The sequence below is a fragment of the Pseudaminobacter soli (ex Zhang et al. 2022) genome, assembly GCF_014595955.1.
Taxonomy (GTDB): Bacteria; Pseudomonadota; Alphaproteobacteria; order Rhizobiales; family Rhizobiaceae; genus Kumtagia; species Kumtagia pseudosoli.
In genome coordinates, this window is sequence record NZ_JABVCF010000009.1 from 227,520 (window position 1) to 241,906 (window position 14,387).

The 14,387-nt window shown below is 65.2% G+C and carries 10 protein-coding genes; 5 read left to right on the forward strand and 5 right to left on the reverse strand.

All coding sequences use genetic code 11. From position 1 onward, the window contains the following. Window positions 1-91: 91 nt before the first annotated feature. The 4 genes from HUI96_RS17915 to HUI96_RS17930 all read right to left on the reverse strand — a co-directional run bounded on the left by HUI96_RS17915 (window position 92) and on the right by HUI96_RS17930 (window position 5,454). Window positions 92-940, reverse strand: coding sequence for an ABC transporter permease (locus HUI96_RS17915; RefSeq protein ID WP_188256042.1), 849 nt, complete (start codon window positions 938-940; stop codon window positions 92-94). Continuing rightward, window positions 933-1,940: an ABC transporter permease gene (locus tag HUI96_RS17920; RefSeq protein ID WP_188256126.1), complete on the reverse strand. Its 1,008-nt coding sequence runs from the start codon at window positions 1,938-1,940 to the stop codon at window positions 933-935. Before HUI96_RS17920 ends, HUI96_RS17915 begins: the two co-directional genes overlap by 8 nt. A gap of 327 nt (window positions 1,941-2,267) precedes the next feature. Then, window positions 2,268-3,797, reverse strand: coding sequence for an ABC transporter substrate-binding protein (locus HUI96_RS17925; protein ID WP_188256043.1), 1,530 nt, complete (start codon window positions 3,795-3,797; stop codon window positions 2,268-2,270). Between the two features lie 85 nt (window positions 3,798-3,882). Next, window positions 3,883-5,454, reverse strand: a complete 1,572-nt coding sequence (locus HUI96_RS17930; RefSeq protein WP_188256044.1) for an FAD-dependent oxidoreductase — start codon at window positions 5,452-5,454, stop codon at window positions 3,883-3,885. 115 nt (window positions 5,455-5,569) lie between these two features. On the opposite strand from HUI96_RS17930, the gene HUI96_RS17935 reads away from it, so the two are divergent. The 5 genes from HUI96_RS17935 to HUI96_RS17955 all read left to right on the forward strand — a co-directional run bounded on the left by HUI96_RS17935 (window position 5,570) and on the right by HUI96_RS17955 (window position 12,684). Beyond that, complete coding sequence (locus HUI96_RS17935; RefSeq protein ID WP_188256045.1) at window positions 5,570-6,361, forward strand: cyclase family protein; 792 nt, start codon at window positions 5,570-5,572, stop codon at window positions 6,359-6,361. Between the two features lie 312 nt (window positions 6,362-6,673). Continuing rightward, window positions 6,674-8,242, forward strand: a complete 1,569-nt coding sequence (locus HUI96_RS17940) for a phytoene desaturase family protein (protein WP_188256046.1) — start codon at window positions 6,674-6,676, stop codon at window positions 8,240-8,242. Further along, window positions 8,243-8,725 carry a MarR family winged helix-turn-helix transcriptional regulator gene (locus HUI96_RS17945; RefSeq protein ID WP_188256047.1) on the forward strand — a complete coding sequence of 161 codons (483 nt, stop codon included), beginning with the start codon at window positions 8,243-8,245 and terminating at the stop codon, window positions 8,723-8,725. It begins immediately after the preceding gene. A 175-nt stretch (window positions 8,726-8,900) separates the two neighbouring features. Continuing rightward, a complete protein-coding gene (locus HUI96_RS17950; RefSeq protein ID WP_188256048.1) occupies window positions 8,901-11,054 on the forward strand; it encodes an indolepyruvate ferredoxin oxidoreductase subunit alpha in 2,154 nt (717 codons plus the stop codon). Then, entirely contained in the window at window positions 11,047-12,684 is a 1,638-nt protein-coding gene (locus tag HUI96_RS17955; RefSeq protein ID WP_188256049.1) for an indolepyruvate oxidoreductase subunit beta family protein, read from the forward strand. Before HUI96_RS17950 ends, HUI96_RS17955 begins: the two co-directional genes overlap by 8 nt. 17 nt (window positions 12,685-12,701) lie before the next feature. Here the strand turns inward: HUI96_RS17955 and HUI96_RS17960 are convergent, their stop codons facing one another. Next, window positions 12,702-14,279, reverse strand: a complete 1,578-nt coding sequence (locus HUI96_RS17960) for a CYTH and CHAD domain-containing protein (RefSeq protein ID WP_237684190.1) — start codon at window positions 14,277-14,279, stop codon at window positions 12,702-12,704. Window positions 14,280-14,387: the final 108 nt, after the last annotated feature.

Sequence of the window (14,387 nt, forward strand, 5' to 3'; positions counted from 1 at the left end):
GACGACACCAGAGCCGGTGTAGAACTTGGCAGTTTGCGGGGGCTCCAACGGAAGACCGCCGCAGGCTGCGGAAGGGGCGCAACGCAACCACTCATCTCAGCACCGGATCGAAACGCGCCTTCAGCCCCTCGCCGAACTGGCTGAAGGAAAGCACGGTGAGGAACAGCGTGACCAGCGGAAAGACCAGCACCCACCATGCCTGGTGGATCGAGAGCCGGCCCTCGGCGATGATGCCGCCCCAGGTAGGGTCGTCGGTCGAGATCGACAGGTTCACGAAGGACAGAATCGCCTCGACGATGACGGCGATGCCCATCTCCAGTGAAAGCAGCGCCACGATCGAGGGAAGCACATTGGGCAGCACTTCGCGCAGCATGATGTCGAAGCGGCCGAAGCCGGCGATACGGGCGTTCTCGACATAATCCATGCGCGACTGCGACATGGCCTCGGCGCGCACGACACGGCAGAAGCGCGTCCAGTCGATTACCGCTATCGCAACGATCACCGAGGTCAATCCGGTGCCGAGCACCGCTACGAGCAGGATGGCGAACAGCACCGGCGGAAACGCCATCCAGATGTCGACGATGCGCGAGACGATGCGGTCGGCCCAGCCGCGATAGTAGCCGGCGATCAGGCCAAGCGCCGAGCCAACCAGGCAGGCCGCAGTGGCTGCAGCAAAGGCTACGGAGAAAGCGATGCGTCCTCCGTAGATGATGCGCGAAAAGAGGTCGCGGCCAAGACTGTCGGTTCCGAGCCAGAAACCCGGCTCCGCCCCCTGCATCCAGAAGGGCGGGAGACGCTCGTAGAGAAGGTCCTGGGCCAGCGGGTCCTGCGGCGACACCAGCGGGGCGAACACCGCCGCGAGCAGGATAAGCAGCAGCCATCCTCCCGAGAGCCAGAGCCGCGCATTCCATGCACGCGGCAGCGCGCGCGTCTCAGCCATGACGGAGTCGCGGGTTGAGCAGCGCGTAGGTCATGTCGACCGCCAGGTTGATGAGCACGAAGATGAGCGCAAAGACCAGCACGATGCCCTGGATCAGCGGCAGATCACGATTGATCACCGCGTCAATCGCCATGTTGCCGAGCCCTTCGTAAGAGAACAGTCGCTCTACGATGACGGTGCCGCCGATGAGGAAGGTGAACTGCACGCCGACCAGCGTCAGCGTCGGCAGCGCGGCGTTCTTCAGCGCCTCGCGCAGGATCACCTGCGTCTCGGAAAACCCCTTCACCCGCGCCAGGACGACATAGTCGAGAGACAACAGTTCCTTCAGCGACTGCTTGAGCAGTTGCGCGATGATGGCTGCCAGCGGCAGGGCAAGCGCCAGCGCCGGCATGAACATGTGGCCGATCAGGTCTTTGGTGAGGTCGAAGCGCAGCCTGAGGATGCTCTCGATAAGGTAGAATTGCGTGACGAAGGGCAGTTCGAGCTGGGGCGAGACCCGGCCGGAAATTTCGAAAACCGGCATCAGCACGCCGAAAATCAGGATGAGCACCAGCCCCCAGAGGAAGTCGGGAATGGACAGCGCCGCGCCGTTGGCTACGTCGATGCCGGCCTCCACCGCGGTGCCCCTCTCCCGGGCGCCGATGATCGCCAGCGGCAGGCCGATCGCAAGCGCCAGAAGCAGCGCCATGATTGACAGTTCGAGCGTTGCCGGAAGCCGGTTCATGACCAGTCCGAGCACGTCCTGCCTGAGCGAAATCGACATGCCGAAGTCGCCCCGCAGAACACCGGCGAGCCAGATGAAGAACTGCTCGATGAGCGACTTGTCCAGCCCGTAGAGCGCCCTCAATCGAGCGATATCTGCATCGCTCGCGCCCGGCGGCAGCATCATGGCGATCGGATCGCCCGGCGCGATGCGGATGACCACGAACACCACCACCGCCACGCCGAACAGCGTGACGGCCATGGTGAACAGGCGGATGAGCAGGCACTGGAGGATCATTTTGTTCGGGCCAAGTTGCGGCAAGGTGCATCCTTCGAGGCTCGCCCATCAAGGCAGGCGACCTCTCATTCAAGGTTGTGCGGGCTCGCACCTCAGGATGAGGACCGGCGCGCCTGCAAGGCTAACCGGCGACGCTGAACCCGAGATGCCGAACCTCCGGGACTAGATGCAGGGCCTCAAAGATGAAGGCATTTGGCACAAACGTTCCTCATCCTGAGGTGCGACCCTGAGCGCGAGCGACCAAGTCGCGAGCAGTCGAAGGCGAGCCTCGAAGGACGCACGCCAATGCCGCGCGCCCTTACAGAACGCGCAGCATCGGCGATTTCCTCACGCCGGCGTCATCAGCGCGGGCAGCAGCGCGCCGGAGACATGCGGCACCACCTTCACGCTCTTTGAATGCACGATCGGCTGCGCATACTGGATGAGCGGGATGACATAGGCGTTGTCGGCGATCAGCTTGGACACCGCCTTCCAGCCGGCGATGCGCTTGGCCTCGTCGGGTTCGCCCCACAGCGGATTGATCGCGTCGATGACGTCCTGACCGTCCCAGACCGAGTGCGGGCTCGGCCCATACATGGCGAAGCCGGTCGAGGTGGTCGGATCGCCGATCGCGTTGCCCCAGTTGTAGAAGGCGGCGGGCGCGAGCTTGTCGGCGGCCCGCAGTTCGTAGTGCTTGGCGATCTCGTAGACCTCGATGTTGGCCTCGATGCCGACTTTGCGCCACATGCCGACGATCGCCTGGATCATCTCGTAGTCCTTGGGCTTGAAGCCCTTGGTGGTCTGGATCGTGAACTTGACCGGATTGTCGGTCGAGTAGCCGGACGCCGCGAGCAGCTCCTTGGCCTTTTCCGGATTGTATTCGACCTTGATCGACGGATCGAATGCCGCGTATTCGGGAGTCTCAAGCGTATTGAGCGGCAGGCCGTAGCCGCGCAGCAGCCGGTCGACGAGGAGCTTCTTGTCGATGGAGATCGCCGCCGCCATGCGCACGTTGTTGTCGAGCATCACGTCGATGTCGTTCAGGAAGATCATGCCGATATCGGAGATGTTCGTCACCGAACCGGTCAGTCCGTCCTTGGCGATCAGGCGGTCGTATTCCTCGTAGGGCACTTCGAGCGTCACCTGCGAGGAGCCGGACTCGATCTCCGCGACACGGCTCGCCGCATCGGGCACGAACTTGATCGTGACGTTCTCGAAAGCCGGCTTGCCGCCCCAGTAGTTCGGGTTGGCCTTCAACCGCAGGAAGGCGTTGCGCTCGAACTTCTCGACCATGTACGGGCCCGTGCCGATCGGCTTGGCCTCGAAACCCTCCGCCCCGACCTTCTCGAAATAGGCCTTCGGCATCACGTAGCCGGTGAGGAACGACATCCATTTGAAATAGACCGGATCGAACTGGACGACGTCGCCGGTGATCTTGTTGCCGTCGATCTTGAAGTTGTTGACGTTCTTCCAGACGAACTGGATCGGGTTGCCGGTTTCCTCCTTGCCGGCCCGCTCCAGCGACCAGACGATGTCCTCGGGCGTGAACGGCGAGCCGTCGTGCCAGGTGACGCCTTCGCGCACCACCATCATCACCTTGGTGCGGTCCTCGTTCCACCCCCACTGGGTCAGCAGGCCGGGACCGAAGGAAAGATCCGGCGCCTGCGGGATGAACTGGTCGAACACCGACTGGTAGATGCCCTGGATGGTCGGGTTCACCGCCGACGGACCGGTCGTGGGATCCCACGATGGCAGATTGACGTTGTAGGCGATGGTGAGTTCGTTCGCCTGGGCTCTCGCCAGGCTTGGCATGCCGATGGCCGCCACGCCGAGCGCGGATGCGCCGTAGCCCATGAGTTGACGTCTGTTGATCGTCATTGTCGTTCCCCTTCTGGTTGTCCCGACCCCGGTTGTTCCGGGTGTATTTGCTTGGTCGCAGCCCTCCAGCTACGAGAATAGATTGTTACTTCCCGGCGAGTTGCTGCGCCAGCATGAAACCCGAGCCGGCCCCCACGCCGCAGCCCGGCCATGTAGCGGCGCCGATCAGGTGCAACCGTTCGACCGGCGTGTTCCACTTCGCGAAGCCGCGCACCGGCCTGAACAAAAAATTCTGCGAGAGGTGATGGCTACCGCAGATCTGGTCGCCGCCGACGAGGTTCGGGTTTTCACGCTCGAGATCGAGCGGAGAGAAGATCGCCCGGCCGAGGATTTTTCCGCGCAAGCCCGGAGCATGGCGCTCCAGAATGTCGAGGGCGCGTTCGGCGTAGCGCTCCTTCACATCGTCCCAGTGCGCCGGCTCGATCTGCCCGGCCGCATCGCCCCGGATCTCCGCCGGCAGCGCCCGCACCTGCAGCCACAGCACGTGCTTGCCTTCCGGCGCGCGCGATGGGTCGATCGCTGTAGGCTGCCCCACCACCAGCACCGGCTCGTCGGGCAGCATCCCGCTCATCGCCTGCTGATAGGTTCGCGCCATGGCATCGAGCGACGGCGCGAGATGGACATAGGCGAAGCGGCGCAGCTCGGCTCCGGCGCGCCAGTCTGGAAGATCTTCCATCGCGAGATGGATCATCATCGTCCCCGGCGCATGCCGGAACGCCTTGGCCGAACGATCGAAGCTGGCATCGCCGGAGCCCTCGGGCAGCAGTTTTCCGGGAAGCGCTCCGGGCGCGACACCCGCCACGACCGCCTTGCGCGCCCTGTGCATCTCGCCGGAAGCGAGCCGCACGCCGGTGGCGCGGCCGCCTTCCGTGACGATCTCCTTTACCTCGGCCGAGGTGAGGACCTTGCCTCCAGCAGCAGTCACCATTGTTTCGAGTGCCCCGATCATAGTGTCGGCCCCGCCCTTGCCTAGCACCATGCCGAAACTCTGGTTCGCCATGGATTCCAGGTATGGGAACACGGCTCCACCGGCGATGTCGGGCGCGAAGTCGAGATGCATGCCCCACGCGGCGAGAGTCGCCCGCACATGCTCCGACTCGAACGTCTCGGTAAGCCAGGCGCGGGGCGACATGAGAAGCAGACGGACGGTGTCGAGCGCGCCCATCTTCTTCTTGCGCCATGCGTTCCATGCCGTGCCGGCCAGCGCGCGTAACGACATCGGCGAGCCGAGCACTCGAAACAGATGCTCCGCCTCACCCGGGAACTCCGCGACAAGCCGGCGCCACATATCGGCATCAGCCTCGGAGAATTCCGAAATCCGCGAGACCGTCGTATTCAGGTCCGTGCTCACGCCGAACCAGCGCCCGTCCGGGAACACGCTGGCGAAGCAGTCGCTTGCCGGGACGAACTCCAGTCCGGCTAAGATCAATTCATTTGCATATTTCTTGTGGAAGGCAGAGCCCGCGAACAGGCTGAGGTTCATGGCCCCGAAGTCGTGACGGAAGCCCGGCAGAGTGCATTCTCTTGTTTGAACTGCGCCGCCGATGCAGTCGTTGCGTTCGAAAAGCGCGACCTTCCAGCCTTTCAAGGCCAGATGAGCGGCACAGGCGAGGCTGTTGTGGCCCGCCCCGATGAATATCGCGTCGAACTCGCTCACTCCCCCCTCGCCTTTTCTTTAGGCTTAAAGATAATTGCAGATGCATATGTTTTCGTCTAGTGGATATTGGGGGAGCTTGAGGACTGCTCAAGAAAAACGTTTGGAGGGGACATTCATGAACACGCAGCAACTTCTTGGCGAGCTTGCCGGACAGCTTCTGTCGGGCGGGATCGAAGTGGTCGACTTGACCGCCGTGCTCGGCCCCGAGACGCCACTGATCAAGCTGCCGCCGGAGATTGCCGTCGACACGCCGAAGGTCGAGATCCACACCATCTCGAACTACGACAAGAACGGCCCCTTCTGGGCCTGGAACTGGCTGAAGCTCGGCGAGCATTCCGGCACGCATTTCGACGCGCCGATCCACTGGATTACCGGCAAGGACTATCCGGACGGTGCCACCGACACGCTGCCCGTCGGCAAGCTGGTCGCGCCGGTCAATGTCATCGACTGCTCCAGGGAATCGGACGAGAACCACGATTTCCTTTTGACGGTCGACCACATCAAGGCTTGGGAAGACAAACACGGCGCGATCAAGGCCGGCGAATGGGTTGTGATGCGCACCGACTGGTACAAGCGCAACCACTCGGAGGCCGAATTCCTGAACGCCAACGAAACCGGCCCGCACACGCCCGGTCCGACCGCCGAAGCGATCCAATACCTGATCGGCAAGGACATCGTCGGCTGGGGCAGCGAGACGATCGGCACCGACGCCGGCCTCGCAGGCGGCATGAACCCGCCCTTCCCCGCGCACAACCTGATGCACAAGGCCAACAAGTACGGCCTCGCCAGCCTGTGCAACCTGGACAAGCTGCCGCCGAAGGGCGCCATCCTGATCGCCGCGCCGCTGAAGATCGAGCACGGCACCGGCAGCCCGATCCGCGCGCTGGCGCTGGTAGCTAGGGGGTGAGCTAGGCCGACTTCGGAATAGGATCCGGCTGGCCATGAACGGCAGGTGGAAGTTGGCGGAAATGGGTAGGTTGGGCAAGGCAGGTGCCCCTGCGCACCCCCCTCTGTCCTGCCGGACATCTCCCCCTCAAGGGGGGAGATTGGCAGCGTTGATCGTGCCGCCATTTCTGCAACGCTGGCGATTGGCGAAACCGACGCGGCCGGCTCAATCTCCCCCCTTGAGGGGGAGATGTCCGGCAGGACAGAGGGGGGTGCGAACGGGCACTCGCCAACCCCTTAGGGCAAACGTTATCCCGCCTGCGAGCCGCCGCCCATGATCCCCGACCACATCATCGTCGGCAGCGGCATCAATGCGCTCGTCTGCGCGGCGATCCTTGCCGGGAAGGGCCGCAAGGTGCTGGTGCTCGAGCGCAACGACCGCATCGGCGGCTGCATCCGCACCGACGAGATCACCGCGCCCGGTTTTGTCCATGACGTGATGGCGACGACCTGGGTGCTGTTCACGACCGGGCCGGCATTCGCCACCCTTGGCAAGGACCTCGCCCGCCACGGCCTCGAATTCTGCAACAGCGGCACACCGACCGGCGTGCTCATGCCGGACGGCCGTCACGTCGTGCAGCGGAGGAACCGCGCGGCGAACGTCTCCGCGTTGAACGCGCTGGCTGAAGGCGACGGCGACCAGTATGCTCGGGATGTCGACGACATCGGGCGCAATGCCGGGCTGCTCTTTGGCCTGCTCGGCGGCCGCCTGTGGTCGACGCAGATCCTGAAGCTCCTGTCCGCCGAGGCATGGCGGCGCGGACCGCGAAATCTCGCCGCGTTCCTGGGCGAGGCGTTGGTTCCGGCGCGCGGCTGGCTGGAGACGTCATATGCGTCCGAGACATCGCGGGCGTTGTGGGCTCCGTGGGTGCTGCATGCCGGCCTCGGGCCCGAGGACGCCTTTTCCGGCCAGATCGCCAAGGTGATCACCTTTGCGCTGGAAGCGGCCGGCGCGCCGATCGTCAAGGGCGGCGCACGGAACATGCTTTCCGCCTTCGAGGCTCTGATCAAGGAGCGCGGCGGCACGATCCGCACTGGCGCCGACGTCGCCTCCATCATTCGCTCCACCGGCCGCGCGGTCGGCGTGCGCCTCGCCTCCGGCGAGGAGATCCGGGCGCAAAAGGCCGTCATCTGCTCGGTGACGCCGACGCAGTTCTACGGCCGGCTGCTCGATGGCGGGGCCGGCGAAGGCGAAGGCCAGGCGGTTCGTTCGTACCGATACGGCAAAGGCAACTTCCAGATCCACTACGCGCTCGATCGTCCGACGGCCTGGAGGGGCGAAGGGCTGGGCGAAGTCGCGCTGCTGCACCTCACGCCCGGGCTCGACGGCGTGTCGAAGGCCTGCAACGAGGCGATCCGCGGGCTGCTTCCGGAAACCCCGACCATCTGCGTCGGCCAGCCGCATGTGCTCGACGCCTCGCGCTGCCCGCCGGGCAAGGCAATCCTCTGGCTGCAGTTGCCGGAAGCGCCTCGTTTCGTGAAGGGCGACGCCGCCGGGGAACTCTCCATCCCTTCCGATGGGTCCTGGACGGAATCGCTGCGCGAGGCCTATGCGGATCGCGTCGAGCAGATCCTTTCCAATCACATTGACGGTTTTCGCGAAAGCGTGATCGCGCGCCGCGCCTATTCGCCGGCCGACCTCGAGTCGATGAACATCAATCTCGTCGGCGGCGATCCCTATGGCGGCTCGTCGACGATAGACCAGTCCTTCCTGTGGCGGCCGTTCAAGACGAGCCGCAATCACGAGACGCCGGTCGAGGACCTCTATCACATCGGCGCGTCGACGCATCCGGGCGCGGGGCTCGGCGGCGGCTCGGGCTTTCTCCTGGCGCAAAGGCTCTAGATGGACCAGAGCGTGCAGCCACGGCGCCAGCGCACCGCCACCCTTGGACAGATCGGGCTGCAGCAGTTCGCGCCCTATCTGATGAACCGCATCATGGGCCGCTACAATGCGACCCTGCGCGACGAATTCCGCACGCGCGGCCTCACCATTGTCCAGGTTCGTACGATGGCGGTATTGTCGGTGATCGAGGGAGTCACCGTGAACGACCTCTCCGTCTATACCGTCATCGAGCAGTCGACGCTTTCGCGCACCCTCGACACATTGGAGGCGCAGGGGTTTGTACGCCGCGAGCAAGGCGAGACCGACAGCCGGGTGCGCAAGCTCTACCTCACCGATGACGGCCGCGCCGAATTTGGCCGAGCCTGGCCGGCCATGCACGATGCGTTCGAGGCGATGTTCGACGACATCGACGACGCCGAATACGCCGGATTCATTGCGACGCTACAGAAGATGCTGAAGAATATTCGCAAGCACGAGATTTGAGCGATGCTGGATAGCCCCCTCTCCGCCTCGCGGAGCCTGTCCTCGGGCCGGCCAATGGCCGGACCCGGGGGAGCGGACGGGAGCCAAGCTGGACGCCCATCCTCGCCCCCTTTAGGGGGAGAGGTGGCCGCGAAGCGGCCGGAGAGCGGGTGCTTTTCAGCTTCTGGAGATGGCCATGGCTGAGCGCTCCTTCGTCAAGGAAGTCGAAAAACTTCGCCTCGGCGAGGGCCAGGAATTTGCCGGCGAAGGCATCCTCGCCATCACCAAGGCGCTGCTGCAGTGCGGCGTCGGCTATGTCGGCGGCTACCAGGGCGCGCCGATCAGCCATCTCATGGACGTTCTCGCCGACGCGCAGGACATTCTTGGGGAACTCGGCGTGCATTTCGAGGCGAGCGCCTCCGAGGCGACCGCCACGGCCATGCTGGCTGCCTCCGTGCACTATCCGATCCGTGGTGCTGCGACCTTCAAGTCCACGGTTGGCACAAACGTCGCCTCCGACGCGCTGGCGAACCTCGCCTCGGGGGGCGTCACCGGCGGTGCGCTGATCATCGTCGGCGAGGACTATGGCGAAGGCTCCTCCATCATGCAGGAGCGCAGCCACGCCTTTGCCATGAAAAGCCAGGTCTGGCTGCTCGACCCGCGCCCGAACCTGCCGTCGATCGTCAAGGCGGTGGAGGACGGTTTTGAGCTTTCGGAGGCCTCCAATACGCCGGTCATGCTGCTGGTGCGCATCCGCTGCTGCCACGTCCACGGCCGCTTCGTGGCCAAGGACAATAAGCGCCCGACCATGACTGTCGCCGAGGCGCTGTCGGCGCCGCGCCGCGACACCGGCCGCATCGTGCTGCCCCCCGCCTCCTTCCTGCACGAGAAGGAGAAGGTGGAGAAGCGCTGGCCGGCGGCGGTTGATTTCATCCGCTCGCGCAAGATCAACGAGTTCTTCGGCCCAGCCGACGGCAAGGTCGGCATCGTCTGCCAAGGCGGCATGTACAACGCCGTCATCCGCGCCCTGCAACGGCTGGGCCTCGCCGACACCTATGGCGACACCGAGGTGCCGCTCTATGTGCTCAACGCCGCCTATCCGCTGGTCGACGACGAGTTCCTGACTTTCTGCGAAGGCAAGGACGCAGTGCTGGTCGTCGAGGAAGGCCAACCCAACTATATTGAGCAGTCCTTCGCCGCGATGCTGCACAAGGCCGGGCGCGACACGAAGGTTGTCGGCAAGGAGTTTTTGCCGATGGCCGGCGAATATACCGGCCAGGTGATGCTCGACGGCATCGGCGGCTTCCTGCGCACCCATGCGGCCCATCTGTTGCCGGCCGCGGTGCGCGCGCCCAACACGGCGGGCAACGGCCACGACATTCCCGACCTCACCCGCGTCGTGCCCGGCCGACCGCCGGGCTTCTGTACCGGCTGTCCGGAGCGGCCGATCTTCGCGGCGACGAAGCTGGTCGAGCAAGAGCTCGGCAAGCACCACATCGCCTCCGACATCGGCTGCCATCTCTTCTCGATCATGCCGCCATTCGAGCTCGGCGCCACGACGATGGGCTACGGCCTCGGCCCTGCCTCGGCGTCCGCCTTCAATTCGCCCGAAGCGAAGAAGCGCTCGATCTCCTTCGTCGGCGACGGCGGCTTCTGGCACAACGGCCTGACCTCCTCGATCGGCAACGCCGTGTTCAACAAGAACGACGGCGTGATCGTCATCGTCGACAACTATTATTCTGCGGCGACCGGCGGACAGGACATCCTGTCGTCGCGGGCGGACAACCGCACGAAGGCGACGAAGCACCCGATCACCGAGGCGGTGAAGGGCATGGGCGTCAAATGGGTGCGCCAGATCGACCGCACCTATGACGTGCCGAAGATGCGGGCGACTCTCAAGGAGGCGCTGACTACCGGGGAGACCGGACCGAAGGTCATCGTCGCTTCCTCGGAGTGCATGCTCAACCGTCAGCGGCGCGAGCGGCCGCTGGTCGACAAGGCGATCAAGGGCGGCGAGCGTGTGGTCAAGCCGCGCTTCGGCGTCGACGAGGACATCTGCACGGGCGATCACGCCTGCATGCGCCTCTCCGGCTGCCCGTCGCTCTCGGTGAAGACGCTCGACGATCCGCTGCGCGACGACCCGGTCGCGCATATCGATCAGTCCTGCGTCGGCTGCGGCAATTGCGGCGAGGTGGCCGACGCGGCGGTGCTCTGCCCCTCCTTCTACCGTGCCGACACGGTGCACAATCCCGGCGGCTGGGACCGTTTTGCGGACGCGATGCGGCGGAAGGCGATCGGAATGCTGCAACGCCTGCGCGAGCGCCGGAGGCTGACCTTCGCCGATGCTTGACCGCCCGCGAACGCCGGCGCCGGCAGGCGCCTCAGAGGTCATCAAGCTCGCCATCCTCGCGGTCGGCGGACAGGGCGGGGGCGTGCTCGCCGACTGGATCATCGACGTTGCCGAGCGCAGCGACTATCTCGCCCAATCAACCTCCGTGGCCGGCGTGGCGCAGCGCACCGGCGCGACCATCTACTACATCGAGATGGCGCCCGACCGCGGCCGGCTTCCGGTCTTCGCGCTTTCACCGGCGCAGGGCGACGTCGACATCCTCATTGCCGCCGAGCTGATGGAGGCGGGCCGCGCCATCATGCGCGGCTTCGTGACGCCCGACCGCACCACGCTCATCGCTTCCTCCCACCGCATCGCGGCGGTCTCGGAGAAGATCCTGCCCGGCGACGGCCGCGCTGACTCCGCCAAGGTCCGCGAGGCCGCGCTTGCCGCCTCGAAGCGCTTCATCGCCTTTGACATGGAGCAGATCGCAGTATCGGCGGGCTCGGTGATCTCGGCCAGCCTGCTGGGCGCGCTGGCGGGCTCGGGCGCCCTGCCCTTTTCGCGCGAGACCTACGAGCAGGCGATCCTCGCCGGGGAGCGCGGCGTCAAGGCGAGCCTGGCAGCCTTCGCTGCAGCGTATGACAGGGCAGCAGACGTTAGCTCCTCAAAACCCGACGAGCGTGCAAGGTCTGTGATTTCACCCCCACCCCTCACCCCTCCTCACAAGGATGAAGGGTTGGAGGTGGGGGCGTCTGATGGCGGAAGCGGCAGCCAGGTGAGGGGCGGCACAGCGGTCTCAAAACAAGGCGTAAGCGGTCCCGCTTCGCAGGTGGCCGGCTGGTACGCCCAGCTCGCCCGAGTCAGCCGTCTCCCCGAGCCCGTCCGCGAGATGGCAATCCGTGGCCTGAAGAAGGTCGTCGACTACCAGGATCTCGCCTACGGGGCGGACTATCTGGACCAGTTGGACCGGGCGATCGCGTTCGACGACGCCGGACACGGCTTCGCCCTTTCGATTGCCGCAGCAAAGCACCTCGCCAACGCCATGTGCTACGATGACATGATCCGCGTGGCCGACCTCAAGACGCGCTCCAGCCGCGTGGCGCGGGTCAGGCGCGAGGTTGGCGTGCGCGGCGATGCGGTGCTGCGGGTGACCGAATATTTCCATCCGCGCATCGAGGAATTCTGCGGCACCATGCCGGTCCGCCTCGGCCGCTTCATCGAAGACCGCCCTGGCCTCGCCGCTTTCCTCGACCGGCGGATCAACCGTGGCCGCCGTGTGCGCACCGACGGCATGATCGGCTTCGCCACCCTGTGGCTGATCGGCGGCCTGCGTCGCTGGCGCCGGAAACTGCTGCGCCACGCTGTCGAGGTCGAGCACCTCGATCGCTGGTACGCGTTGGCGCTCAGCCACGTTCCGGCCAACTACGCGCTGGCGGTGGAGGTCTTGGAATGCCGCCGCCTGATCAAGGGCTACAGCGACACCCACGCCCGCGCGCATTCAAAGTTCGACCGCGTGCTCTCCGGCCTGGAACTGGTGAAGGGCCGGGCCGACGCCGCCGACTGGATCAGACGCCTGCGCGAGGCCGCGCTGAAGGACGAGAAGGGCGAAATGCTCGACGGCGCCCTGAAGACAGTCGCCTCGCTCTGATCAATGCCCCGCCCCCATCAATCGCCCCGCCTGCCGTACCTCCAGAACGGCTTGGTCTCCTCCAGCCGCTCCCAGGCGGCTCTCGTTTCCGCCCAGCCGATTTCGGCCCGCGCATGGGTCACGCCGAGCATCCAGCCGATGCCGCGCTGGAGGGTAACGTCGTCTGCCGGTGGGGACGCAGCGCCCGACAAGGACCGTCTTACAATCTCGGCGTCGTTGAGGTGGCCGAACATGTCCTGCAGCACCTTGAGTCGCCTCAGGAATGGCTGGACCCGCTTGGGCCTGTAGAGTGCGGCGAAGAACTCGACCGCATAGCGTAGCCGCTTCAGAGCCTTGCGCAGGTCGTGGCGCTGTTCGGTGGTAAGATCCTCGACGCCGCCGGCGCGCTTCCTGACGCGTTTCCATGACTTCTCAAGAGCGTCTGCGGCGACCTCGCTGACCGGCCGATCAAGGTTGCCGCTGCCCGAGTCCTCCGCCTGCGCCCGCCAACCGTTGGTCTCGATATAACAGGCAAGATCGAGCAGGAATTCCTGCGTTCGCTGCCCCCGAAGCACTGTTCGGAGAGCCTCGCGACGCTCTGACGCGATCGACGCAAGCTCCCCAGCAAGCAGCAGGAGTCCGGGCTCGTCTTGGTGCGCGTCGGCTTCCCGCCTCACGACATCGTCGGCGACCACATCAAGATCACGCAGCCCGCCGACGTCATGACCTAGCCAGCGCGCCTCGTCACCAAGGCGTGAAAGCACAGGGCTTTCCACCACCGAAGCGAATACCGCGAATGCAGTCCGCAGTCGGCGCAGGCCCACACGCAGTTGATGCGGCCCTTCAGAATCGTCCAGTTCCAGCACCGCCTGCACATTCTCGGCGATCTGGTCGAAACATTCGCGCAGGATGGCGCGGAACGCCTGCTCCGTGGTCTCTTCCCCGTTCAGTTTGATCGGCTTGGCGTTGCGGGCCGCGAGCGGCGGCTCGATCCGACCCTCCTCCGCGAGCATGTAGCCGCGGGCCGCCTTGGAGAAGCGTGAGAAGCGCACGCCGACTTCGGGCATCAGCTTGCGGGCCAGCGCAAAGAGCCCGGCCGGACGGCCCTCCAGGAGCTCGAATTCCGCTTCCCGCCACGCGTCGGCACGGCCGCTGGCGCGGATCTCTCCAACGTCGACGGCCAGTTCGGCGCAGGTGCCATCCGTTAGGCGTACCTTCCCGGCTGTCCGCCTTATCCTGGTTTCGCAGATCGGCTGAAGCGGATCGTCCTTCACCCAGCCGCGCACCTGCTCGCGAACCGCCTCGTCGGCGATCGCCTCCAGGTCCACATGATCGTCCGGTACGACGGCCTCGATCTCGCGGGCCTCCGAGAGCCCGCCATACATCTCGGCACGCGTCTTGACGGTCTGCACCCACCGCCTCCCGTCGCGCCGCACGCGCAGCGACGTTCCGGCCCTGCCAAGGGCATGGTCCGGCGTGTCGAAATAGATGCTGTAGAGATCCTTCGGCCTCGGCACGGCGTTTGCCAGGCCCTGATCCACCGCACGCTGCCACAGCGAATGCGACGACGCTTCGTCTAGCACGAACTTCAGTTCGGTCTCGGTCATGCGGCGCATTTTCAGTTCGCCGAAGACTTACCTCATGAGCCGCCAGAGCAACAAGAACCATGAATGGCAGCGGCCCCGACCTCGGCCGGAGCCGCCGCTACGGTCTCACAGGGAAAT